The 22,053-nt window shown below is 68.3% G+C and carries 22 protein-coding genes; 12 read left to right on the top strand and 10 right to left on the bottom strand.

Going from position 1 to position 22,053, the window contains the following annotated elements; translation table 11 throughout:
• Positions 1-98: 98 nt before the first annotated feature.
• From OG804_RS07615 to OG804_RS07605, 3 genes are read right to left on the bottom strand one after another with little or no spacing between them, the layout of a single operon-like run.
• Entirely contained in the window at positions 99-959 is an 861-nt protein-coding gene (locus OG804_RS07615; protein ID WP_328395307.1) for an ABC transporter ATP-binding protein, read from the bottom strand.
• Complete coding sequence (locus OG804_RS07610) at positions 956-2,062, bottom strand: FecCD family ABC transporter permease (protein WP_328395305.1); 1,107 nt, start codon at positions 2,060-2,062, stop codon at positions 956-958. The genes OG804_RS07615 and OG804_RS07610 overlap by 4 nt, the downstream gene beginning before the upstream one ends.
• On the bottom strand, positions 2,059-3,105 hold the full coding sequence (locus tag OG804_RS07605; protein WP_328395303.1) for a FecCD family ABC transporter permease: 1,047 nt from the start codon (positions 3,103-3,105) through the stop codon (positions 2,059-2,061). The genes OG804_RS07610 and OG804_RS07605 overlap by 4 nt, the downstream gene beginning before the upstream one ends.
• Positions 3,106-3,210: 105 nt before the next feature.
• On the opposite strand from OG804_RS07605, the gene OG804_RS07600 reads away from it, so the two are divergent.
• Positions 3,211-3,918 carry a hypothetical protein gene (locus OG804_RS07600; RefSeq protein ID WP_328395301.1) on the top strand — a complete coding sequence of 236 codons (708 nt, stop codon included), beginning with the start codon at positions 3,211-3,213 and terminating at the stop codon, positions 3,916-3,918.
• A gap of 187 nt (positions 3,919-4,105) precedes the next feature.
• On the top strand, positions 4,106-4,552 hold the full coding sequence (locus OG804_RS07595) for a PaaI family thioesterase (RefSeq protein ID WP_328395299.1): 447 nt from the start codon (positions 4,106-4,108) through the stop codon (positions 4,550-4,552).
• Positions 4,553-4,639: 87 nt separating this feature from the next.
• On the opposite strand, the gene OG804_RS07590 is transcribed toward OG804_RS07595, so the two are convergent.
• Positions 4,640-5,404 carry an SDR family oxidoreductase gene (locus OG804_RS07590; protein ID WP_328395297.1) on the bottom strand — a complete coding sequence of 255 codons (765 nt, stop codon included), beginning with the start codon at positions 5,402-5,404 and terminating at the stop codon, positions 4,640-4,642.
• A 195-nt stretch (positions 5,405-5,599) separates the two neighbouring features.
• On the opposite strand from OG804_RS07590, the gene OG804_RS07585 reads away from it, so the two are divergent.
• Together OG804_RS07585 and OG804_RS07580 are read left to right on the top strand one after the other, a co-directional pair.
• The gene (locus tag OG804_RS07585) at positions 5,600-7,231 is read left to right on the top strand and encodes an ABC-F family ATP-binding cassette domain-containing protein (RefSeq protein WP_328395295.1); all 1,632 of its coding nucleotides are present in this window, start codon (positions 5,600-5,602) and stop codon (positions 7,229-7,231) included.
• An 82-nt stretch (positions 7,232-7,313) separates the two neighbouring features.
• Entirely contained in the window at positions 7,314-7,547 is a 234-nt protein-coding gene (locus OG804_RS07580; protein WP_328398281.1) for a helix-turn-helix domain-containing protein, read from the top strand.
• A gap of 88 nt (positions 7,548-7,635) precedes the next feature.
• Here OG804_RS07580 and OG804_RS07575 read toward each other — a convergent pair whose 3' ends face one another.
• From OG804_RS07575 to OG804_RS07565, 3 genes are all read right to left on the bottom strand, one after another.
• Entirely contained in the window at positions 7,636-8,598 is a 963-nt protein-coding gene (locus tag OG804_RS07575) for an MvdC/MvdD family ATP grasp protein (protein ID WP_328395293.1), read from the bottom strand.
• Between the two features lie 12 nt (positions 8,599-8,610).
• Entirely contained in the window at positions 8,611-9,057 is a 447-nt protein-coding gene (locus OG804_RS07570) for a hypothetical protein (protein WP_328395291.1), read from the bottom strand.
• 211 nt (positions 9,058-9,268) lie between these two features.
• Positions 9,269-9,691 carry a cupin domain-containing protein gene (locus OG804_RS07565; RefSeq protein WP_328398280.1) on the bottom strand — a complete coding sequence of 141 codons (423 nt, stop codon included), beginning with the start codon at positions 9,689-9,691 and terminating at the stop codon, positions 9,269-9,271.
• A 144-nt stretch (positions 9,692-9,835) separates the two neighbouring features.
• Here OG804_RS07565 and OG804_RS07560 point away from each other — a divergent pair, with 144 nt between their 5' ends.
• Complete coding sequence (locus OG804_RS07560; RefSeq protein ID WP_328395289.1) at positions 9,836-10,339, top strand: MarR family winged helix-turn-helix transcriptional regulator; 504 nt, start codon at positions 9,836-9,838, stop codon at positions 10,337-10,339.
• Between the two features lie 29 nt (positions 10,340-10,368).
• On the opposite strand, the gene OG804_RS07555 is transcribed toward OG804_RS07560, so the two are convergent.
• Both OG804_RS07555 and acnA read right to left on the bottom strand, forming a co-directional pair.
• Complete coding sequence (locus tag OG804_RS07555; protein WP_328395287.1) at positions 10,369-10,935, bottom strand: TetR/AcrR family transcriptional regulator; 567 nt, start codon at positions 10,933-10,935, stop codon at positions 10,369-10,371.
• Positions 10,936-11,049: 114 nt separating this feature from the next.
• Complete coding sequence (acnA, locus tag OG804_RS07550) at positions 11,050-13,854, bottom strand: aconitate hydratase AcnA (protein ID WP_328395285.1); 2,805 nt, start codon at positions 13,852-13,854, stop codon at positions 11,050-11,052.
• Between the two features lie 336 nt (positions 13,855-14,190).
• Here acnA and OG804_RS07545 point away from each other — a divergent pair, with 336 nt between their 5' ends.
• The 7 genes from OG804_RS07545 (at position 14,191) to OG804_RS07515 (ending at position 21,080) form a co-directional block, all read left to right on the top strand.
• Entirely contained in the window at positions 14,191-14,766 is a 576-nt protein-coding gene (locus OG804_RS07545) for an Rv1476 family membrane protein (protein ID WP_328395283.1), read from the top strand.
• 253 nt (positions 14,767-15,019) lie between these two features.
• The gene (moxR1, locus tag OG804_RS07540; RefSeq protein ID WP_328395281.1) at positions 15,020-16,183 is read left to right on the top strand and encodes a chaperone MoxR1; all 1,164 of its coding nucleotides are present in this window, start codon (positions 15,020-15,022) and stop codon (positions 16,181-16,183) included.
• A gap of 32 nt (positions 16,184-16,215) precedes the next feature.
• Entirely contained in the window at positions 16,216-17,169 is a 954-nt protein-coding gene (locus OG804_RS07535; RefSeq protein ID WP_328395279.1) for a DUF58 domain-containing protein, read from the top strand.
• The gene (locus OG804_RS07530) at positions 17,166-18,167 is read left to right on the top strand and encodes a VWA domain-containing protein (protein WP_328395277.1); all 1,002 of its coding nucleotides are present in this window, start codon (positions 17,166-17,168) and stop codon (positions 18,165-18,167) included. Before OG804_RS07535 ends, OG804_RS07530 begins: the two co-directional genes overlap by 4 nt.
• A 193-nt stretch (positions 18,168-18,360) precedes the next feature.
• Positions 18,361-19,077, top strand: coding sequence for a 3-oxoacyl-ACP reductase FabG1 (fabG1, locus tag OG804_RS07525; protein WP_328395275.1), 717 nt, complete (start codon positions 18,361-18,363; stop codon positions 19,075-19,077).
• An 86-nt stretch (positions 19,078-19,163) separates the two neighbouring features.
• Positions 19,164-19,997 (top strand): NADH-dependent enoyl-ACP reductase InhA, encoded by an 834-nt coding sequence (inhA, locus tag OG804_RS07520; RefSeq protein ID WP_328395273.1) that lies wholly within the window; start codon positions 19,164-19,166, stop codon positions 19,995-19,997.
• Positions 19,998-20,021: 24 nt separating this feature from the next.
• The gene (locus OG804_RS07515; RefSeq protein WP_328395271.1) at positions 20,022-21,080 is read left to right on the top strand and encodes a ferrochelatase; all 1,059 of its coding nucleotides are present in this window, start codon (positions 20,022-20,024) and stop codon (positions 21,078-21,080) included.
• Positions 21,081-21,200: 120 nt separating this feature from the next.
• Here the strand turns inward: OG804_RS07515 and OG804_RS07510 are convergent, their stop codons facing one another.
• Complete coding sequence (locus OG804_RS07510; protein ID WP_328395269.1) at positions 21,201-22,016, bottom strand: hypothetical protein; 816 nt, start codon at positions 22,014-22,016, stop codon at positions 21,201-21,203.
• Positions 22,017-22,053 lie beyond the last annotated feature (37 nt).

The following is a 22,053-nucleotide window of genomic DNA, read 5'->3' as shown; positions in this document are numbered from 1 at the left end:
CAACGACGCAAAGGCGTACTACAGGGTGTCGTAACCGCGTGGGATTGGTCATACCTGGTGGAGCGCCGGAAACGGCGGTTCGCCGCGGGACGCGGCTGTCAGGACTGCGCGGCGGTCACCGGCGCCGGTCCGCCGACGGTTCCCCGGACGTGCCGGGTGCCGATCGGCACGATCATCGGGCGCGCCGACACCGGATCGGTGAGAACCTGCGCGCGCAACCCGAACACCTCGTCGAGCAGCCCGGGCGTGATGATCTCCCCCGGTGCGCCCTGGGCGACGACCCGGCCCTCGCGCAGCACGATCAGCCGGTCGCTGTAGCGGATCGCGAGATTCAGGTCGTGCAGCACCATGACCACGGTGCGGCCGAGATCGGCGTGCAACCGGTCTACGAGATCGAGAACCTCGAGGGCGTGGGCGAGGTCCAGGTAGGTGGTCGGTTCGTCGAGCAGGAGGATATCGGTGCCCTGCGCCAATGCCATGGAGATCCAGGCGCGCTGGCGCTGCCCGCCGGACAGTTCGTCGAGCGGGCGTTCGGCGAGATCGGCGATACCGGTCTGGTCGAGCGCGGCCCGGACCTCGGTTTCGTCCCCGGACGACCATTGCCGCAGCCAGGACTGGTGCGGATGGCGTCCGCGGGCCACCAGATCCCCGACGGTGAGCCCTTCCGGCGCGACGGGAGTCTGCGGCAGCATGCCGACGGTCCGGGCGACCTCCTTGGTCTTCATCGTGGCGATCGCCTTCCCGTCGAGCAGGACCTGCCCGGACTGCGGCCGCAACAGCCGCGCCAGCGCGCGCAGCACCGTGGACTTACCGCAGCCGTTCGGGCCGATGACAGTGGTGACCAGCCCCGGTGCGATCTTCAGGTCGAGACCCTCGACGACGCGCCGGTCTCCGTATCCCAGGGAGAGGTCGTGCGCAGTGAGCCGGTGGTCGCCGGGATCCGCGAGTTGTCCGGTCACAGCGTGGCCTTCCGATTGATGAGGACGAGCAGGTACAGCAGGAACGGCCCGCCGAGCGCGGCGGTCACGATGCCGACGGGCAGGTCGACGGGCAGTAGGACCCGGGCGAGGATATCGGCGCCCAGCACGAGGATTCCTCCGGTCAGCGCGGACCCGATGAGCGGTTCGCCGGGGCTGCGCAGGAGCCGCCGGGCGACTTGCGGTGCGACCAATCCGACGAAGGCGATCGGCCCGACCGCGGCCGTGGCCACCGAGACCGCGACGACCGCGGCGCCGATCAGCAGCGCCTGCTGGGACCGCAGCCGCACACCCAGCATCCGGGTCGAGTCCGTGCCGAGGCGCAGGGCCGCCAGTGTCCGCGCCGAGATCAACGCGACCGCGACCACCAGCGCCAGGGCCACGGCCGCGGGGGCGAGTGTCGCGCCGGTGGCGTCGTCGAGGGAGCCGGTGAGCCAGCGCTGGGCGCGCGCGGCTCCGGCGAAATCGGAGCGGACCAGCGTCCAGTTGATACCGGCCAGCAGCAGTGAATTCACGCCGATGCCGATGAGTACCAGGCGTATTCCGGTGGTGCCCACGTCGCCTGATCGTCGGCGTCCCCACGCCAGAAAATAGATGAGCCCGGCCGTGCCCAGACCGCCCAGTACAGCGGCCAGTGGAGCGCCGACGGCCGCGGCGAGGCCCGTGGCCGCGCCGCCGGAGCCGGCCAGCACCGTCACCGCGCCCAGGCCCGCGCCGCTCGTGATGCCCAGGACATCGGGTGCGGCGAGCGGGTTGTGCAGGACGGACTGGGTCAGGGCGCCGGCGATGCCGAGTGCCATCCCGACCACGACACCGGTGAGCGCCCGGGGAAGCCGGGAGTCGAGCACGATGAAGCGCTGGGACCGGGTGCCGCCGCCGCCCAGTACGTCGAGAACACGGCCCAGGGGGAGGGCGGTGCTACCGGTGGCGATATCGACGCAGAAGAGGGTGCACAGCGCCACGGCCAGCAATGCCACGACGAGGATGACCGCGGGCCGCCGGACGAACGACAGCCGCCCGACTCGGACCGCCCCGGGCAGGATTGCGGCGGACTCGGCTGACCGGCGTCGCGAGAGGACCGTCATGCGCGCACCAGTTTCCGTCGTCGCACCAGCAGGATGAAGAACGGGGCGCCGAGGAGCGACAGCATCACCCCGGTCTGCAGCTCACCGGGACGGGCGACCACCCGCCCGGCGATATCGGCGAACAGCAGGACCACCGCGCCGAAGAGCGCCGAATAGGGGAGCAGCCAGCGCTGATCGGGTCCGGTGAACTTGCGCGCGAGATACGGCGCGATGAGGCCGAGGAAGGCGATCGGCCCGGCGGCGGCGGTCGCGGCGCCGCACAGCAGCACCACCGCGGTGAAACCGAGTGCCCGGCTACGTCCGAGGTCGACGCCGAGACCGCGCGCGACGTCGTCCCCGAGGCCGATGAGGTTCAATCCCGGCGCGGCCGACAATGCCAGTAGCGTTCCGGCGACCAGGAAAGGCAGGACCTGCCAGAACACCGACGCGTCCCGCCCGGCGACCTCGCCGATGACCCAGAAGCGGTAGGTGTCCAGCGCGTAGGCGTCGAGGGTGACGATGGCGTTGGTGAGCGCCTGGAGCAAGGCGGCCATCGCGGCGCCGGCCAGCAACAGGCCGAGGGGGCTCCCACTGGATCCGCCGATCCGGGACACCCCGAACACGACCAGTCCGGCGATCAGTGTGCCCGCGAAGGCGAACCAGATGTACTGCTGCGGTGCGGTGAGCGCGAACAGGTAGATGCCCAGGGCCGACAGGAAGGCCGCGCCGGATGTCAGACCGAGCAGCCCCGCGTCGGCGAGCGGGTTGCGGGTGTAGCCCTGGATCAGGGCTCCGGCCAGCCCGAGGGCGAGGCCGGTGATCAGGGCGAGTGCGGTACGCGGAATGCGCATCTCGCGCACGATTTCCTCGTCCGCGGAAAGTGCCGCGCAACTGAACGGACCGTCCGGGCAGGACAGTGCGTGGACGAGTGCGTCGTGGACGACGCCGAGGGGCAGGGTCTGGCTGCCGACCGCGACGCCGGGCACGAGCAACAGTGCCGTGAGCGCGGCGAGCAGCCCGAGTCCGAGCAGGCGGCGGCGCCGCGGGGGGCCGAGGTGTGTCACAGGCCCGTTATTCCTTTGTTCGCGGGAAATACTTGCTAGGTCTGGTAAGGCTAACCTATCTTTCGATCAAGTCGTTGCTGCGACGCCGATCTCGAGGAGGTTCGAATGTCCGAACTGGCCACTGTGCGCATCCATCGTCCCCATGAGGCGGCGTTCGGGTCGGCATGTTCCCGGTTGCGATCCCTGCAGCCGGAGCATCCGCGTGTCTATGCCGCCGCGGCCATGGCCGAACAGGGTAAGCGGCGCTGGTGGGCGCTGTCCACGGGTCTGCGTGAAGGCCGTATCGACCTGATGTACCGCCGCCACGTCGCGGAGATGATCAGTGCGTCCGCGGCGTCGGAGGTGGTGGCCACCGCGCTCATCCATGCCGTGGTCGGCCGGGTGGCGGCGCTGTGGATCGCCGACGGCCGGGCCTGGGATCCCGGGCTGGAGAATCTGTGGATCCACACCGATAACGACGGTGGGATCGACTGGGCGGGCCTCGCCGATACCACCGTCCGCGTCGTCGCCGGTGATCCGCTGGAGGGTTCGCCCGGGGTGGCGACGCTGCCGTGTGAGCGGGCGATGTGGGTGTGGCTCGCCTACCGCTGTGAACCGTCGCTGCTGCTGGTGCAGGGGGCGTTGGCGCGATGTGCCGGACTGAGTTCCCGGCGGTTCTGGGCGCTGGTCGCCGAATCCGTCTCCGGCGCTACGACCTACGTCCCCGACCTGGCGCGAACCGACCCCGTGGCAGGCGCACGGCGTGGTCACGGGTTGCTGATGGCGCTGGAGGATCGAGGTATGGCGATCCGGCGCGCCCAACGTGTTGCCTAGTTAGGTAAGCCTGACCTATACTCGGAACCGGCGTACGGATCGAGCGAGAGTCCCGAGGGCTGCGGCGACCCCCGATCCAATGCCCGCGGCGGACCCCACCTTCGAAGGTGGGGTCCGCCGCATCATTTCCGGATCCGACCACCGGCCCGTGCTCCGCCATCCGGACCCGGCATGCGATCGTGGAGCCATGACCGAACAGCAGACCCGCCCCCCGACATCGATGGCCGATCTCAGTGCCGAACAGATCAACGAGATCAGCAAGGGGACCTTCGCGGATCTCATCGGTCTGCGGGTGACCGAGGCGGGTCCGGACCGGGTCTGTGGCGAATGGACCGTCACCCCGCAGCTGCACCAGCCCGCCGGGATCCAGAACGGCGGTGTGCTGTGCACCGTGGTGGAAACTCTGGCCAGCACCGGCGGCTCCGCCTGGTACGGCGAGCGGGGCGTGGTGGTCGGAGTCAACAACAGTACCGACTTCCTGCGCGCGGTCCGTGAGGGGACGCTGACCGCTGAGGCCACCCCGCTGCATCGCGGCGGCATGCAGCAGCTGTGGCAGGTCGTGGTCACCGACGAGGGTGGGCGAAAGATCGCGCACGGCCAGGTCCGGTTGCAGAACCTTCCGCATCGCGCCTGAACAGCGGCCGTACGACCGAAAACGACCCGGGCGGGGACAGTACGACGTACTGTCCCCGCCCGGGTCGTTCTAGGTGGGGGGTTCGATTCAGAGACCGCCGGTCGACAGCAGACCGCCGTCGACGCGAACCGTCTCACCGGTGATCCACGCCGCCTGATCGGAAGCCAGGAACGCGATCAGTCGCGCCACGTCCTCCGGGGAGCCCAGCCGTTTCATCGGATAGACCTGCGCGGCGGCGTCCTCGTCGGCCGAGTAGAGCGCATCCGCGAAGCTGGTCTTCACGACCCCGGGCGCGACCGCGTTGACCCGGATGTTCGGGCCCAGCTGCCAGGCCAGTTCGTCGGTGAGCCGGATCAGTGCCGCTTTGGACGCGCCGTAAGCGGCGATCACCCCGGTGGAACGGATCCCGGCCACGCTCGCCACGTTGACCACGGCGCCGCCGTGCTCGCCCATCCACGCCTTGTACGCCTCCTGGATGTAGCCCAGCGCGGCCACGACGTTCACGTCGAAAATTTTGCGCACCGCATCGAGGTCGGCTTCCATCAGCGCGCCGTACACCGGATTGATCCCGGTGTTGTTGATCAGGATGTCCAGCGACCCGAATTCGGCGACCGCCCGTTGCACCGCCGCGGTACGCGCCTCGCCGTCGCCGGAGTTGCCGGCCACGGCGACGACCTCGCCCTGGTGTCCCAGCGCACGCAGTTCAGCGGCCGCTTTCTCCAACGGTTCGGGTTTGCGCGCGGTGATCAGCACATTCGCGCCCCGGCTCAGCAGTTCGGCGGCCACCGCGTGGCCGATCCCCCGGCTGGCTCCGGAGACCAGCGCGCTCTTGCCCAACAGATCGGTGCTCATATCCGGGCACGTTACCGTGCCCGCCCGGGAGCTCCGCGGGCGCGGACCGCCCTGCGGCCGCCGTGACCGGGCAGTGTCGCGGTCCGGGTAAAATCAGTGGTTCCATGTCCGCCAGGCATCCGATGATCGGTGGACGGGCCCGCCGTCGGGATGAGCCGGGCCGCTGCCTCCAACCCCTGTTCCGAGGAGATATCTGTGATCACCGCGACCGACCTCGAGGTCCGGGCCGGCGTCCGTACCCTGCTGTCCGCGCCGGGACCGGCGCTGCGGGTGCAGGCCGGCGACCGGATCGGTCTGGTCGGGCGTAACGGCGCCGGTAAGACCACCACCCTGCGGATCCTGGCGGGCGAGGGCGAGCCGTACGCCGGGACGATTCTGCGCTCGAGTGATATCGGCTACCTCCCGCAGGATCCCCGGGAAGGCAACCTGGACGTCCTGGCCCGCGACCGGGTGCTCTCGGCCCGCGGACTGGACGCGCTGATCCGGGATATGGAGAAGCAGCAGGCGTTGATGGCCGAATTGGCCGATGAGAAAGAGCGCGAACGCGCCGTTCGCAAATACGGCCGGCTCGAGGATCGCTTCTCCGCGCTCGGCGGGTACGTGGCCGAGAGCGAGGCCGCCCGGATCTGCAACAGTCTGGGCCTCCCGGACCGGGTGCTGGACCAGACGCTGCGCACCTTGTCCGGTGGTCAGCGCCGGCGAATCGAGCTGGCACGCATCCTGTTCGCGGCCTCCGACGGCAGCGGCGGCCGTTCCGACACCACCCTGCTGCTGGACGAGCCCACCAACCACCTCGACGCCGACTCCATCACCTGGCTGCGTGGATTCCTGCAGAACCACGACGGGGGACTCATCGTGATCAGCCACGATGTGGACCTGCTCGCCGATGTGGTGAACAGGGTGTGGTTCCTCGACGCGGTACGCGGTGAGGCCGACGTCTACAACATGAGCTGGCAGAAGTACCTCGACGCCCGTGCGACCGATGAACAGCGCCGGCGCCGGGAGCGGGCCAATGCGGAGAAGAAGGCGTCGGCGCTGCGCGCCCAGGCCGCCAAACTCGGCGCCAAGGCCACCAAAGCCGTTGCCGCGCAGAATATGGCCAAACGCGCCGATCGGCTGATGTCGGAGCTGGACGAGGTCCGGGTGGCCGACAAGGTCGCGCGGATCAAGTTCCCCGAACCGGCCGCGTGCGGCAAGACGCCGCTGACGGCAGAGAACCTGACGAAGGTCTACGGTTCCCTGGAGATCTTCACCGGGGTGGATCTGGCCATCGACCGGGGTAGCCGCGTGGTGGTGCTCGGCCTCAACGGCGCGGGTAAGACCACGCTGCTGCGTCTGCTGGCGGGCACCGAGGAACCGACGGCCGGTGGGCTGGTGCCGGGCCACGGACTCAAGGTCGGGTATTTCGCGCAGGAACACGACACCCTCGACGACAGGGCCTCGGTCTGGGAGAACATCCGGCATGCCGCCCCGGACGCGGGTGAGCAGGAACTGCGCGGTCTGCTGGGCGCCTTCATGTTCAGCGGCCCGCAGCTGGAACAGCCGGCCGGGACGCTGTCCGGCGGTGAGAAGACCCGGCTCGCGCTGGCGGGGCTGGTCTCCTCGGCGGCCAACGTACTGCTGCTGGACGAACCCACCAACAACCTCGACCCGATCTCGCGTGAGCAGGTCCTCGACGCCCTGCGCACCTATGCGGGCGCGGTCGTCCTGGTGACCCACGATCCGGGGGCGGCCGAAGCGCTCAACCCGGAGCGGGTGATCCTGCTTCCGGACGGCACCGAGGACCACTGGTCGGCCGAGTATCTGGAATTGATTCAGCTCGCGTGAGTTTCATCACAAGAACTCATTGCCGGATGGTCGCGGAGTGCTTAGCCTGAGAGTGACGCTGCTCGGCGACTCGGAGGAAGCCATGGGCGACAGGCCGGTACAGAGCAAGAGCACATTGGGCAAGGGCACTCGCGTTACGGGAAAGTCGCGTGATCGCCTGCAAAACCAATTGAAGAAGCAATACGAGGCGGGGGCGAGTATCCGGTCACTGGCACGTGCGACCGGGCGCTCCTATGGATTCATCCACAATGTGCTGACGGAGTCGCATGTGCAACTCCGCAGCCGTGGCGGCGCCAACCGCCGTAAATCCCGCTAACCGCGCCGTATTCGCAGGTTCCGCCGCCGGTGCATACGACCGGTGGCGGGGATCTGCGTGCCGGTGCGGTCGGTGGGGCGGCACTCGGTCACCAGCCGGATACGGCCCCGTCACCGTGCGCCAGCAGGTTGGCGAGACTGGTGAAGATCGGCAGTCCGGTCTTGATCTCGAGATAGGCGAACTGCCCCTGGGGGTTGACTTCGAGGAAATAGTGCTCGCCGTCGATGCCGACTCGCAGGTCCAGGACGCCGAAACTCAGGCCCAGCGTGCCCATGAGCGTCGCCAATGATTTGCTGACCGTCGCCGGTAGCCGAGTCGGGGTGAAACCGACGGACGTATCCAGCCGGGAGTCCACGCGTCCGGCCCCGGCGCGGGAATCGATGCGCACCGCCCATTCCTGCCCGTCCACCCAGACCACCCGCAGATCGCATTCCGGATCGATATAGCGCTGGAACGTCGTCGGCGCCCAGCGGATCCCGGTGAGCCGGTCCAGTTCGGCGGTCCCGACGAGCCGGGTTTCGGCGAATTCCGCGCGCGAGGTCCCGGTGCGCTTGAAAACGACCCGGTCGCCACAGGATTCGATGAATTCCCGCGCCTCGTCGGGGTCGTTGGTGACCAGGGTTTCCGGTACGGCGCAGCCGGCGCGCACGGCGGTGTCGAGTTGCACTATCTTGCGATGGGCGATCCGGTCGCAGCCGGGATCGTTGACCCATCGGGCCGGGAGCGACCACAGGAGCCCCTGTACGAACCCGTCGCATTCGGCTTGCCGATAGGCATTGTCGTCGGCGCGTACGCCGGCGGGCACGCGGCTCGGATGCGGGCGGCGCCACCAGACCGCGCGGACTTCGTCCAGACCGGCCGTGCCGGTCAGCGACCGGGCGACCCCGGCCCGGTCGAGCCGGAAACTGCCCGATTCCTGTGGGAAATCGCGTAGGTCCAGCCTGAGGGGATGGATCCCGTGGTGCTCCCGCAACGTCGCTTCCATGGCCGCTGCGTGCAGATCGTCGGATTCGGAGACGATGAGAACCGGCCCCTTTTCCCGGGTGCTCACCGTGTCCGCCGTTCAGTCGAAGCTATCGCAGTGGACGCCGTCGTCGCTGGTGTGTTGCGACCTGGTCTGCGCGCAGGTGAACGTCGCCGGGAAATCGGAGTCGTCCAGGTTCAGGCGTTGCGCCCACGATTCGGTGAGCCGGCGTAGTTGCAGGTCGCCGAACGATTCGGAGGGCGGGGCCGCCAGTGTCATCGGCCGCTCCACCACATCGATGCGCAGGCTGCGGGTGAAATCGGCGGTCGTGCCGGGCCGGATGTCGACGCGGACCCGGCGACCCGCTGTCTCGATGGTGTCGTCGGCACTACTACAGAGAGCGAGCACATCGCGGCGCCGGATGGTCCACGTCCCGTCTGCCACTAGTACCCGGATATCACGGTCGGATTCGCCGACCAGGACACCGGTGAGGGTGGCGACCGCACCGCATTCGGGTGTGTCGAGGAGGTGGAGGGCATCGGTCATCTGGATTCTCCGATCTTGCTCGCAGTGTGCTACGACCCGAGCGCGTCCGGATCATAACGCTGTCGGCAGGCTCCGGAAGCCGATATCGCCGCATTTCCCCCGTCCAGATACCTGATCTTGCTTCCGGAAAAAACCTGTGGCGGAAGATTTCCGGATGTGCAGGGCCGCACGCCTGTCGGAGAATTGTTTGCCGCGCGCGAGTGCCCGGTGGTCACCGACGTTGGGCGTGGCGCTGCGCCCACCACTGTGGAGCGTCGACGAAGTGGTTGTCATATTCCTCTTGGGCCGCGGCGAGTTCGTCCAGTGCGGCCTCCTTCCGGGCGATGCGCTCGAGCAGCCGGAAGTATCCGAAGCGCTGTACCCCGGGCATGAGCGCGATGAGGATGCGGGCGCCGCTGTCGGGCGTCGCGCCGAAGGCGTGGACGGTCGTCCGGGGCACCACGAGCGCCCCGCCCGCTCCCACGGTGACGATCCGTTCGTCCACCATGACCTGCAGTTCGCCGTCGGCGACGTAGAACAGCTCGTCGGAGCGGGTGTGGTAGTGCGGTGCGGCCCCGTCGGCACCGCGGTCCATGGTGACCTCGAGGGTGCTCACCGCGTGGCCGGTGTCCTCGGCGTCGATCAGCAGGCGCATGGTCACCGATTCGGTGCGCAGGGTTTCGGCGTCTCCGGGCTGCCGGATCGCGACGGGATGCGGAGTGGCGTTCATGGCGGATCCTTTAATTCGCTGCCGAATAATTCGATGCCTAACTATATTCCAGCGAATAGAATATTGTCCATGACCGAACCCGAAGTGGACGCGCTCGGCGTCATCGAACGGCAGTGGCGGCGCGAACGCCCCGATCTCGACCTGGCGGCGATGGTCGTCTTCGGCCGGCTGGGCCGGTTGGCCCTGGTCGCGGAGCGCAGGATCGACGCGGTGTTCCGGGAGCACGGACTGCGGCACGGTGAATTCGATGTGCTCGCGGCGCTGCGGCGGGCCGGTGCGCCTTTCGAATTGAATCCCTCCGCACTGGCCGACACCCTCATGCTGTCGCGGGCCGGGATGACGGGGCGGCTCGACCGTCTGGAGGGAGCGGGCCTGGTCCGGCGCATCGCGGACCCGGCCGATCGACGTGCGGTGCGGGTCGCGCTGACCGGCGCCGGCCGAGCCCTCATCGATGTGGTGGTCACCGAGCACACCGAGAACGAAACCCGGCTGCTGGCATCACTGTCCGCGCCGGAGCGGGACGAGCTGGACCGGATCGCGCGAAAACTGCTCGGCGCGCTGGAATCCGGGTGAGGGGTCCCCGTCGGCAAGGGCCGCGGGCGTCAGGGTCGGCGGCGCACCGAGGCTTCCACCAGATCCAGTACGGCCGTGAGGTTTTCATTGGTGTGCCCGGAAGCGATCCGGGCGATGAGCCCGTCGAGAACGAGATCGAGATAACCGAGTAGGACATCGGTCGGTACGTCGTCGCGCAGCGCCCCGGCAGCCTTACGCCGCTCCAGTCGGGCCAGAGTGGCCGCGGTGAGTTCGGCCGAACGCTGGGTCCAGCCGGCCCGGAACTCCGGGTCGGTGCGCAGCCGCCGGGCGATCTCGAGCCGGGTGCCCAGCCAGTTGTATTCCTGCGGATCGGCCAGCATGTTCCGCATCACCTGCACGATGCCCTGGTTGGCCGCCACCTCGGCCATCCGTTCGGCGTCGTCCTGGGCCAAGGCGAAGAAGAGTGCGTCCTTGTCCCGGAAGTGGTGGAAGATCGCGCCACGCGACAGTCCGATGGCTTCTTCCAGGCGCCGCACGGTGGCGCCGTCGTACCCGAACTCGGCGAAGCACCGGCGGGCGCCGTCGAGTATCTGTGTGCGCCGGGCGGCCAGATGATCCTCGCTGACCTTGGGCATGGGTGCTCCTCGCGGAATATGGCGAACGGTCGGTACGGCCGGAAACGTGCGCACCCGGGGATGCGCGAAGGTCCGTGCACCCGCCGCGGCGGGTGCACGGACCTCACCGCGGAATCAGCCGCGGATCATGTTCCGCAGGACATACTGCAGAATGCCGCCGTTGCGGTAGTAATCGGCTTCACCGGGGGTGTCGATCCGGACCACCGCGTCGAACTCGACCTGCTGGCCGTCGTCCTTGGTGGCGGTCACGTGCACGGTCGACGGGGTGGTGCCCTTGTTCAGCTCCTCGATGCCCGCGATATCGAAGACCTCGGTGCCGGTCAGGCCGAGCGACTTCGCCGATTCACCCGCCGGGAACTGCAGCGGGATCACGCCCATACCGATCAGGTTCGAGCGATGGATGCGCTCGAAGGATTCGGTGATCACGGCCCGCACGCCCAGCAGGCTGGTGCCCTTCGCGGCCCAGTCGCGCGACGATCCGGAACCGTATTCCTTACCGCCGAGCACGACCAGCGGGATACCGGCCTTCTGATAGTTCTGCGACGCGTCGTAGATGAACGCCTGCGGCGCACCCTCCTGGGTGAAGTCGCGGGTGTAGCCGCCCGAGACGTCGTCGAGGAGCTGGTTGCGCAGCCGGATATTGGCGAAGGTGCCGCGGATCATCACCTCGTGGTTCCCGCGCCGCGAACCCAAGGAGTTGTAGTCCTTGCGTGCCACGCCGTGCGAGTCGAGGTAATCGGCGGCCGGAGTGCCCGGTTTGATGGCGCCGGCGGGGGAGATGTGGTCGGTGGTCACCGAATCGCCGAGCAGCGCCAGGACGCGCGCACCCGTGATATCGGCGACGGGCTCCGGGTCCATCCCCATGCCGTCGAAGTACGGCGCCTTGCGGACGTAGGTGGAGTCGTCGCTCCACTCGAAGGTGTTGCCCTCCGGAGTGGGCAGGCTGCGCCACCGCTCGTCGCCCTTGAAGACATCGGCGTAGGACTTGGTGAACATCTCCTGGCTGATCGCCGACTTGATGGTGTCGTCGATCTCCTGGGCCGAGGGCCAGATGTCCTTCAGGAACACCGGATTGCCCTGAGTGTCCTTACCGAGCGCGTCGTTCTCGAAGTCGAAGTCCATGGTGCCCGCGAGCGCGTAGGCGATGACCAGTGGCGGCGAGGCCAGGTAGTTCATCTTCACGTCGGGGGAGATACGACCCTCGAAGTTGCGGTTACCGGACAGCACCGCGGTGACGGTGAGGTCGTTGTCGTTGACCGCCTGGGAGATCTCCTCCGGCAGCGGACCGGTGTTGCCGATGCAGGTGGTGCAGCCGTAACCGCCCAGGTAGAAGCCGAGCTTCTCCAGGTAGGGCCACAGGCCGGCCTTCTCGTAGTAGTCGGTGACGACCTGCGAACCGGGGGCCATATTGGTCTTGACCCACGGCTTGCTGGACAGACCCTTCTCGACCGCGTTGCGGGCGAGCAGTGCCGCGCCGATCATGACCGACGGGTTCGAGGTGTTGGTGCAGGAGGTGATACCCGCGACGGCGACCGCGCCGTGGTCCAGGATGAACTCGCCGCGCTCCTCGGAGGCGACCCGCACCGGCTTGGAGGGCCGGCCGTTCGAGTTGAGCGCCGCGGACTGCACGTCGACCGCGCCGTCGTCGGCGAAGGACAGCGTGGCCGGATCCGAAGCCGGGAACGATTCCTCGACCGCCTCGTCCAGCTGCGAATGCGGGGTCGGGTGCTGATCCTCCACATAGTTGTGGATGTCCTTGCGGAACGCGATCTTCGATTCGCTCAGCGCGATCCGGTCCTGCGGGCGCTTGGGTCCGGCGATGGACGGCACCACGGTGCTCAGATCGAGTTCGAGATATTCGGAGTAGGTGGGTTCGGCGGCCGGATCGTGCCACATGCCCTGTTCCTTGGCGTAGGCCTCGACGAGCGCCAGCTGCTCATCGGTCCGGCCGGTCAGGCGCAGGTAGTTGATGGTCTCCTCGTCGATCGGGAAGATCGCCGCGGTGGAGCCGAACTCGGGGCTCATATTGCCCAGGGTCGCGCGGTTGGCCAGCGGCACCTCGGCGACGCCCTGCCCGTAGAACTCGACGAACTTGCCGACGACACCGTGCTTGCGCAGCATATCGGTGACCGTGAGCACGACGTCGGTGGCGGTGACGCCCGGCTTGATCTCGCCGGACAGCTTGAAGCCGACCACCCGCGGGATCAGCATGGAGACCGGCTGGCCCAGCATGGCGGCCTCGGCCTCGATGCCGCCGACGCCCCAGCCCAGCACGCCCAGGCCGTTGACCATGGTGGTGTGCGAGTCGGTGCCGACGCAGGTGTCCGGGTAGGCCTGGCCGTTGCGGACCATGACGGTGCGGGCCAGGTACTCGATGTTCACCTGGTGCACGATGCCGGTGCCCGGGGGCACGACCTTGAAATCGTCGAAGGCGCCCTGTCCCCAGCGCAGGAACTGGTAGCGCTCGCCGTTGCGCTGATATTCGAGTTCGACGTTGCGCTCGAAGGCGTCGGCGCGGCCGAAGACGTCGAGGATGAGCGAGTGGTCGATCACCATCTCGGCGGGGGAGAGCGGATTGACCTTCTCCGGGTCACCGCCGAGGGCGGAGACCGCCTCGCGCATGGTGGCCAGATCGACCACGCAGGGGACGCCGGTGAAGTCCTGCATCACCACACGCGCGGGGGTGAACTGGATCTCGATACTGGGCTGGGCGTCGTGGTCCCAGTTCGCCAGCGCGCGGATGTGGTCGGCGGTGATGTTCGCGCCGTCTTCGGTGCGCAGCAGGTTCTCGGCGAGGACTTTGAGTGCGTACGGGAGTTTCTCGGTGCCGGGCACGGCCGAGAGCCGGAAGATCTCGTAGGAGTTGCTTCCGACCTCGAGGTTGCCCTTGGCGCCGAAAGTATCGATACTTTTCGTCACGTCAGCTCCACTTGTCGGGTGTGCGGACGCCGTCGGCGGGGCTGTGCCGGCGGCGGTACGTCTCTGGCATGAGGTCCCGGCCCGGGATGGCGCCGGTCCTCCGCGATTCCCAACCCTAACAGTACGCTTGTCCTGTGAAATTTCGGGGCCGACCGGCAGGCCCGTCGGCCATTGGGCGTGGCGTGTGTACGGCAACCGTCCACTCGTCGCGTAATCTGCTCTCGAGCTGGTCCGGGTTGCCGGGTCGTACCGTCGGGTACTCCCGTGACTTGTGTCCAGTTATCGGATTCCCCGTCGCTTCGCCGAGCGAGGCGGCTCGACCAGACCGGATGGAAGATGACCGTCACCCACACCTCGGCCTTCTCCCTCAAGGCCACCAAGTTGCCGGACGGATTCGACTCGAAGACCATGCAGAAGGTCCGGGCCGATCTCGCCGACAACGCGGTGGCCGCTCCCGACGGCGCGGACCAGGAGAAGCTGGCCGCCGTAGTCGACGCAGCCCGGCACGAGGGGATCGAACTGAGCGTCGTGGTGATCGAGGGCAACCCGGGCCACGATTCCGAACTCCGCGATCTGGCCACCGAGATCGCCAAGACCGAACACGACACGGTGCTGGTACTCAGCCAGGACTGGGTGGGAACCTACAGTGATTCGTTCAGCAGAGTCCGTCTCGAACTGGCCGAGGACCATGTGCGGGCGGTCCAGCCCGCGGAGGCCGTCGACGTCAAGACCCGGACCTTCGTAGATCGCGTCCAGCACGAGGGGATCATCGATCCGACCACCGTCACGATCGTGCTCCTGCTGGGAATCGTGCTCGGAATCGCGGGCCTGTCCTGGCTGAAGGCGAGAGCCGGCACGAAAACGCCGCTACCCGAAGATGATTCACATACCCCGGAGCGCGTGTCCGTGTAGCGACCGGACACGCCGACCCGATCCGTCGGCACGGACGAAACGAGGTGCCCGACCGCCACGGCGGCCGGGCACCTCGTTTCGTCCGCAGGTATCGCAAACGCAGGACAGCGGTGGCCGCCGAATCGGTGAATCTCCGGCTCCGCGAGCATGCGAGCGCGTCGGTTTTACGCCTATGGTGGAGCCGGTTACGGCATATACGGCCGTTACCTGGAATAGTTGTGACAGCACGCACAGGACCGAGGCGAAAGCGGGGATGTTGGTGACTTCGACGGACGGTGTCAGCAAGGCGGATTTGGCGAAAGAACCGCCGACGCCTGCTTCGAGCACCCTCGAGCGAGACGTCCAGACCCTGGAAAAGGCGATCTACGAGGTCAAGCGGGTCATCGTCGGACAGGATCGGCTCGTCGAGCGGCTGCTCGTCGGGGTGCTCGCCAGGGGTCATGTCCTGCTGGAAGGCGTCCCCGGTATCGCCAAGACGCTCGCGGTCGAGACCTTCGCCAAGGTGGTCGGCGGTTCGTTCTCGCGCGTCCAGTTCACCCCCGACCTGGTGCCCACGGATCTCGTGGGTACCCGCATCTACCGGCAGGGCCGGGAAGAGTTCGATACCGAACTCGGTCCCGTCGTCGCGAACTTCGTCCTCGCCGACGAGATCAACCGCGCCCCGGCCAAGGTGCAGTCGGCGCTGCTCGAGGTGATGGCCGAGCGCCATGTGTCGATCGGTGGCAAGACCTATCCCATGCCGGATCCGTTCCTGGTGATGGCGACCCAGAACCCGATCGAGAGTGAAGGCGTGTACCCGCTGCCGGAGGCGCAGCGGGACCGGTTCCTGTTCAAGATCGTTGTGGACTACCCCTCGGTCGAGGAAGAACGCGAGATCATCTACCGGATGGGCGTCGCCCCGCCGGAGGCGAGCCGGATCCTGGAACCCACGGAGCTGATCCGGTTGCAGAAACTGGCGGCGAACACCTTCGTGCACCACGCCCTGGTCGATTACGTGGTCCGGGTCATCTCCGCCACTCGTACCCCGGCCGAGTTCGGTATGCACGATGTGGCGAGCTGGGTGTCCTACGGCGCCTCACCGCGCGCCAGCCTCGGCATCATCGCCGCGGCCCGTGCCGTCGCACTGATCCGCGGCCGCGACTACGTCGTCCCGCAGGACGTGATCGAGGTGATTCCCGATGTGCTGCGGCACCGGCTCGTGCTGTCCTACGACGCGCTCGCCGACGAGGTCAGTCCCGAGGACGTGATCCAGCGGGTGCTGCAGACCGTCGGCCTCCCGCAGGTTGCTCCGCAGGCCGTGGCGCCCGGCGGCGCCCCGCCCGCCACGGAGAACGGCAATCGGCCGCCCGCGCCGCCGCAGCAGCAGGCCCCGGCGCCCCAGGTACCGCAGACCGCCGGCACGAACCAGCCCCAGTGACCCGGCCGCCGGACCCCCGCGCCCGAGAGACCGTGCCCGACCCACACGCCCCGCCGTCGTTCCGTTCCGGTGAACTCACCGACCCGCATCTGACGGCTGCCCTGAAAACCCTCGAGCTCACCGTGCGCCGCCGTCTGGACGGCGTCCTGCACGGTGACCACCTCGGCCTCATCCCCGGTCCCGGTTCGGAACCGGGGGAGGCCCGCGCCTATCAGCCCGGTGACGACGTCCGTCAGATGGACTGGTCGGTCACCGCCCGCACCACCCATCCCCATGTGCGGCAGATGATCGCCGACCGGGAACTGGAGACCTGGATGGTGGTGGATCTGTCCGCCAGTCTGGACTTCGGCACCGGCGCCTGCCAGAAACGCGATCTGGCGGTGGCCGCCGCGGCCGCGGTCACCCATCTGACGATGGGCGGGGGAAACCGGATCGGCGCCGTCGTGGCGACCGGTGAGCAGATGGTGCGGATTCCGGCGCGCAGCGGCCGGGTGCACGCGCAGTCGCTGCTGCGCAGCGTCGCCACCACCCCGCACCCCCGCGACGGCGTCCGGGGTGATCTGCGCGGTGCGATCGAATCGCTGCGCCGCCCGCAGCGCAAACGCGGGCTCGCCGTGGTCATCAGTGATTTCCTCGGGGATATCGACTGGCAGCGGTCGCTGCGGGCCATCGCCGCCCGCCACGATCTGCTGGCCGTCGAGGTGCTCGACCCGCGCGATACCGCGTTACCCGATATCGGCGACGTGGTGCTGCACGATCCGGAGACCGGACGCACCCGCGAGTTCAGCGTCACCCCACAACTGCGCGCCGACTACGCGGCGGCCGCGCAGCGGCACCGGGACGAGGTCGAGCAGACCCTGCGCAGTTGCGGCGCCCCGGTGCTCACCTTGCAGACCGACCGGGACTGGATCGCCGACGTGGTCCGGTTCGTCTCCACTCGGCGCCACAGCCTCGGCGCCTCGACCGCGCGGGTGCCACGCCAGTGAGTATTTCGAATTTCGCCGCGCCGATCTGGCTCGGATTTCTTGCTGTCATCCTCTTGCTCGCACTCGGATACCTGCTGGTGCAGCGCAGCAAGCATCGCCAAATGTTGCGATTCAGCAATATGGAGCAACTCGAGAGAGTGGCTCCGAACCGGCCGAGCTTCTGGCGTCATGTGCCGATCGTGCTGCTGATCGTGGGCATGGTCTTCTCCACGATCGGCGCGGCCGGTCCGACCGCCGAGAAGAAAGTGCCGCGTAACCGGGCCACCGTCCTGCTGGTCATGGACGTGTCGTTGTCCATGGAGGCGACCGATGTATCGCCGAACCGTCTGCAGGTCGCACAGGAAGCGGCCAAGAGCTTCGCCGACGGCCTCACCCCCGGTATCAACCTCGGGTTGGTCACCTATGCCGGTACCGCCTCGGTGCTCGTCTCGCCCACCACAGATCGGGGTTCGGTGAAGGCCGCGATCGACAACATCAAGCTCGCCGAGCGGACGGCCACGGGTGAGGGAATCTTCACCGCGCTGCAGTCCATCGAGACCCTGGCCTCGGTACTGGGTGGATCGGAGACCCCGCCGCCGGCCCGGATCGTGCTCATGTCGGATGGCAAGCAGACCGTCCCGGATTTCGAGGATGTCGACAATCCGCGGCACGAGTTCGTCGCCGCCCGTCTGGCGAAGAGCAAGAAAATCCCGGTCTCGACCATCTCGTTCGGCACCAAATGGGGTGTGGTCGAGATTCCGCGCGAGGACGGCGGCACCGATTCGGTCGACGTCCCGGTGGACGACGAGGCGATGCAGGAGATCGCGAAGTTGTCCGGTGGCGAGTTCTACACCGCGTCCAGCCTGCAGGAACTCTCCAGTGTCTACGACACCCTGGAAGAACAGATCGGGTACGAGGTGACCAGGGGCGACGCCAGCCGTCCGTGGTGGCTGCTCGGCCTGCTGGCCACCCTCGCCGGTGTGGTGGTGGCGCTGGTCATGCGCCAGCGGCTGCCCTGATCTCGATGCCGGAAGCGGTGCGGCACGGTCCGCCGCCGCACCGTTGATCACCGTGTCCTCCGGGGCCGGGTTCGAATCGAACCCGGCCCCGGAACCTTTTGTGCGACTTGTGTGTGATGAACAATCATGGAGGGTGAATATCGGTGGACGTCCCATGGCGAGGGCAGGGTGGGGGCCAGGTAGGTTTGTCCCCATGTCGAACTTCACAGCACGCTCGGTCCTGGTGACCGGCGGTAACCGCGGAATCGGGCTCGCGGTGGCGCAGCGTCTGCACGCCGACGGCCACAAGGTGGCGGTCACCCATCGCGGTTCGGGCGCCCCCGAGGGTCTGCTCGGGGTGAAATGCGATGTCACCGACAGTGAATCGGTCGACCGGGCGTTCGCCGAGGTCGAGGCCGCGCAGGGTCCGGTGGAAGTACTGGTGGCCAATGCGGGCATCACCGAGGACACGCTGCTCATGCGGATGAGCGAGGAACAGTTCACCAAGGTCGTCGACGCCAACCTGACCGGGGCGTTCCGCTGCGCCAAGCGGGCGAACCGGGCGATGCTGCGCGGTCGCTGGGGCCGGCTGATCTTCCTCGGTTCGGTCGTCGGCATGGCCGGTATGGCCGGCCAGGTGAACTACGCCTCCACCAAGGCGGGCCTCGTCGGTATGGCCCGGTCGCTGACCCGGGAACTCGGTTCGCGGTCCATCACCGCCAACGTCGTCGCGCCCGGTTTCATCGAAACCGATATGACCAACGCCCTGGACGACAAGTACCAGGAGATGGCCCTGCAGGCCATCCCGCTGCAGCGCAAGGGCCGACCCGAAGACGTGGCCGCCGTGATCAGTTTCCTGGCCTCGGAGGATTCCGCCTACGTCTCCGGCGCGGTCATCCCCGTCGACGGCGGTCTGGGCATGGGGCACTGAGCGGGCCGGCGAGCCACCGATCGACGGTACCGGTCACCGGGCCGCATCCATCACACACTTCGAATATTCAGGAGAACCGACAACTCATGGGCGGATTGCTCGAAGGCAAGACGATCCTCGTCACCGGCATCATCACCGATGCCTCGATCGCGTTCCACGCGGCGGCGATCGCGCAGAAGGAAGGGGCCCAGGTGATCATCACCGGCCTCACCGAGCGCCTGCGGCTGATCGACCGGATCGCCAAGCGGCTGCCGCAGGAGGTGCCGCCGGCCATCGGGCTCGACGTCACCAGTGACGAGGACCTCGCGAAACTGCCGGACGAGATCCGCCGCCTCGCGCCACAGGGCATCGACGGTGTGCTGCATTCGATCGCGTTCGCTCCGAAGACGCTGATGGGCCCGGACGCTCTGCCCTTCCTCGACGCCCCCAGCGCGGACGCGGCGAAATCCTTCGAGATCTCGGCGTGGAGCTATGCGGCGCTGGCGCGCGCGGTGCTCCCGGTGATGAACGAGCGCGGATCGATCGTCGGAATGGATTTCGATCCCCGGACCGCCATGCCGTACTACAACTGGATGGGTGTGGCCAAGGCCGCGCTCGAATCGGTGAACCGGTACGTGGCGCGCGAGGTCGGCTACGCGAAGAAGATCCGGTCCAACGTGATCGCGGCCGGTCCGGTGAAAACGCTTGCGGCCAAGGCGATCGCGGGTACCGCCACCGACGACGCGAAGCAGCTGAAGCAGCTGGACACCTATTGGGACGGCGCGTCGCCCATCGGCTGGGACGGCGGCGCCGAAGTGGTCGGGAAGTCGATCGTCGCGCTGCTCTCGGACTGGCTGCCGGCCACCACCGGGTCGATCGTCTACGTCGACGGCGGAGCCAGCCACAACACCTGGTTCCCCGAGAACATGCCGCTGGACTGACGGATCGACCGAGGAGGAGACACTGTGGCCCGCGCGGCCGACGCACTGCTGCTGCTGTCCTTCGGCGGGCCGGAGGGGCCCGAGGACGTGCTGCCGTTCCTGGAGAACGTGACCCGCGGCCGCGGTGTCCCCCCGGAACGGCTCGCCGAGGTCGCGCAGCACTATCTGCATTTCGGCGGGGTGTCGCCGATCAACGCCCTCAACCGCGACATCATCGCCGCCGTGGAGCGGGAACTGGCCGCCGCCGGTGCGGACCTGCCCGTGTACTTCGGCAACCGCAACTGGCATCCGCTGGTCGAGGACACCCTGAGTCGGATGGCGGCGGACGGGGTCCGTTCGGCACTGGTGTTCCCGACCTCCGCATGGGGTGGGTACTCGGGTTGCCGACAGTACGACGAGGACATCGTCCGGGCTCGGACAGCCGTCGGGTCCGGCGCCCCGGAACTGGTGAAACTGCGTCAGTATTTCGACCATCCACTGCTGGTCGCCGCCTTCGCCGACGCGGTGCGCGCGGCCCGGGACACACTGCCCGCCGAGACCCGGGACGGCGTCCGGCTGGTGTTCACCGCGCATTCCGTACCGGTGGCGGCCGACGCCGCGGCCGGGCCCCCGGCCGACGGCGGCCACCTCTACAGCCGGCAGGTCGCCGAGACCGCCCGGTTGTGCGCCGCGGCGACGGGTGTCGACGATTACGACGTGGTCTGGCAGTCGCGTTCCGGTCCGCCGCGGATCCCGTGGCTGGACCCGGATATCGTCGATCATCTGGAAACCCTGCCGGACAAGGGATTCCGATCAGTGATCGTCTGTCCGGTCGGTTTCGTCTCCGACCATCTCGAGGTGATCTGGGACCTGGACAACGAGGCCGCGGCGAAGGCCGGGGAACTCGGTATCGCCTTCGCCCGGGCCGCCACACCGGGGACCGATCCTCGGTTCGCCGAAATGGTCGTGGAGCTGATCGGCGAGCAATTGCGCGGGATCGCGCCGCGGCGCCTCGGTGCGGTCCCGGGGTACGGGTGCACGGTCGACGGTGCGCCCTGCGCCGTCGATTGCTGCGCCTCGGTGCGCCGTCCGTCCAGCCGGTGATTCTCCGCGACCGATCCGGCACGGCAGGCGGTCGGCGGGAGACCCGCGGGTACAGGTAGTCGTGCTGTGCGTCTGTGTTCGCGGAAGTGGGCGGGACCGGCGACCGGACGCGACGCCGGGTCAGCGAGCGGGGGGCGCGGCAGTGTGCACGGCGACCAGCCGGGCCGCTCGGATCGCGTCCCACAGCGGGCGTAGCAGCGATTCGTGGGCGGAGGCCGAACTGGCCGAGGTGGGCGCGGAGGCGGGCTCGCGCTGTGCGACCGTCAGGATGGCCGCCACATGGTCCGCGGAGTCGAGGATCCGCTTGGCGCGCAACGGTACGCAGTCCGGGTAGATGTGCCGGGAGTAGTCGGCCAGTTCGGCCTCGATGAGTTCACGCGGGTCGGCGTCGCCGGCGCCGAGGCCGGTGGTGTGCAACTGCATGAGCGCGTCGGCGGCGTCGCGCACGGCTTCGCGCATCGCGTATTCGGCCTCGCCGAGTGACATATCGGGTCCGGCCACGCGCGGCATCGGCACGCTGTAGACGGTCCACTGCAGGGCGTCGTCGTCGGTGCGGTAGGGGATGAGACCGGTACCCTCGGCGCCCGGCACTCCGATGACCGTTCCCTCCCCGGCTTCCACCGCGTCGGTGGCGAACGCGGTGCCGGTCGGCAGGCCCCGGACGTCACCGGGCACCGGCAGCACCAGCCGGAGCTCGGCCCCGGGTACGGCCAGCGCTTCGCGAATCATCTTGAGCAGCGGCATGACTCCGGTGCCCGCACCGTTGCCGAGCGCGGACCACGGCAGATCGGTGCGCCCACCGGCTACCGGGTCGCCGGCCGCGAGGGTGTGCCGGGGCGCCCACGCGTGCAACGCCTCGAGCACGTCGTCGGGCGCGCTGCGGCCCGCGAGCCACGAACCGGCCCACAGTGTGAGGGTGGCACTGGGAGAGCACATAATCATCGAGCATAAAGGGTGTCGGCAACCGGCGGGC

Source organism: Nocardia sp. NBC_00416 (genome assembly GCF_036032445.1).
Taxonomy (GTDB): Bacteria; Actinomycetota; Actinomycetes; order Mycobacteriales; family Mycobacteriaceae; genus Nocardia.
Note: the sequence above shows the minus strand (reverse complement) of the source record. Positions and strands in the feature narration are given on the sequence as shown.

Excerpts from the sequence above, each read along its gene's own strand:
- OG804_RS07610 (WP_328395305.1), bottom strand. The coding sequence starts at position 2,062 with ATGACGGTCCTCTCGCGACGCCGGTCAGCCGAGTCCGCCGCAATCCTG.
- OG804_RS07600 (WP_328395301.1), top strand. The coding sequence starts at position 3,211 with ATGTCCGAACTGGCCACTGTGCGCATCCATCGTCCCCATGAGGCGGCG.
- OG804_RS07595 (WP_328395299.1), top strand. The coding sequence starts at position 4,106 with ATGACCGAACAGCAGACCCGCCCCCCGACATCGATGGCCGATCTCAGT.
- OG804_RS07590 (WP_328395297.1), bottom strand. The coding sequence starts at position 5,404 with ATGAGCACCGATCTGTTGGGCAAGAGCGCGCTGGTCTCCGGAGCCAGC.
- OG804_RS07580 (WP_328398281.1), top strand. The coding sequence starts at position 7,314 with ATGGGCGACAGGCCGGTACAGAGCAAGAGCACATTGGGCAAGGGCACT.
- OG804_RS07570 (WP_328395291.1), bottom strand. The coding sequence starts at position 9,057 with ATGACCGATGCCCTCCACCTCCTCGACACACCCGAATGCGGTGCGGTC.
- OG804_RS07565 (WP_328398280.1), bottom strand. The coding sequence starts at position 9,691 with ATGCGCCTGCTGATCGACGCCGAGGACACCGGCCACGCGGTGAGCACC.
- OG804_RS07560 (WP_328395289.1), top strand. The coding sequence starts at position 9,836 with ATGACCGAACCCGAAGTGGACGCGCTCGGCGTCATCGAACGGCAGTGG.
- OG804_RS07555 (WP_328395287.1), bottom strand. The coding sequence starts at position 10,935 with ATGCCCAAGGTCAGCGAGGATCATCTGGCCGCCCGGCGCACACAGATA.
- OG804_RS07545 (WP_328395283.1), top strand. The coding sequence starts at position 14,191 with ATGACCGTCACCCACACCTCGGCCTTCTCCCTCAAGGCCACCAAGTTG.
- moxR1 (WP_328395281.1), top strand. The coding sequence starts at position 15,020 with ATGTTGGTGACTTCGACGGACGGTGTCAGCAAGGCGGATTTGGCGAAA.
- fabG1 (WP_328395275.1), top strand. The coding sequence starts at position 18,361 with ATGTCGAACTTCACAGCACGCTCGGTCCTGGTGACCGGCGGTAACCGC.
- inhA (WP_328395273.1), top strand. The coding sequence starts at position 19,164 with ATGGGCGGATTGCTCGAAGGCAAGACGATCCTCGTCACCGGCATCATC.
- OG804_RS07510 (WP_328395269.1), bottom strand. The coding sequence starts at position 22,016 with ATGTGCTCTCCCAGTGCCACCCTCACACTGTGGGCCGGTTCGTGGCTC.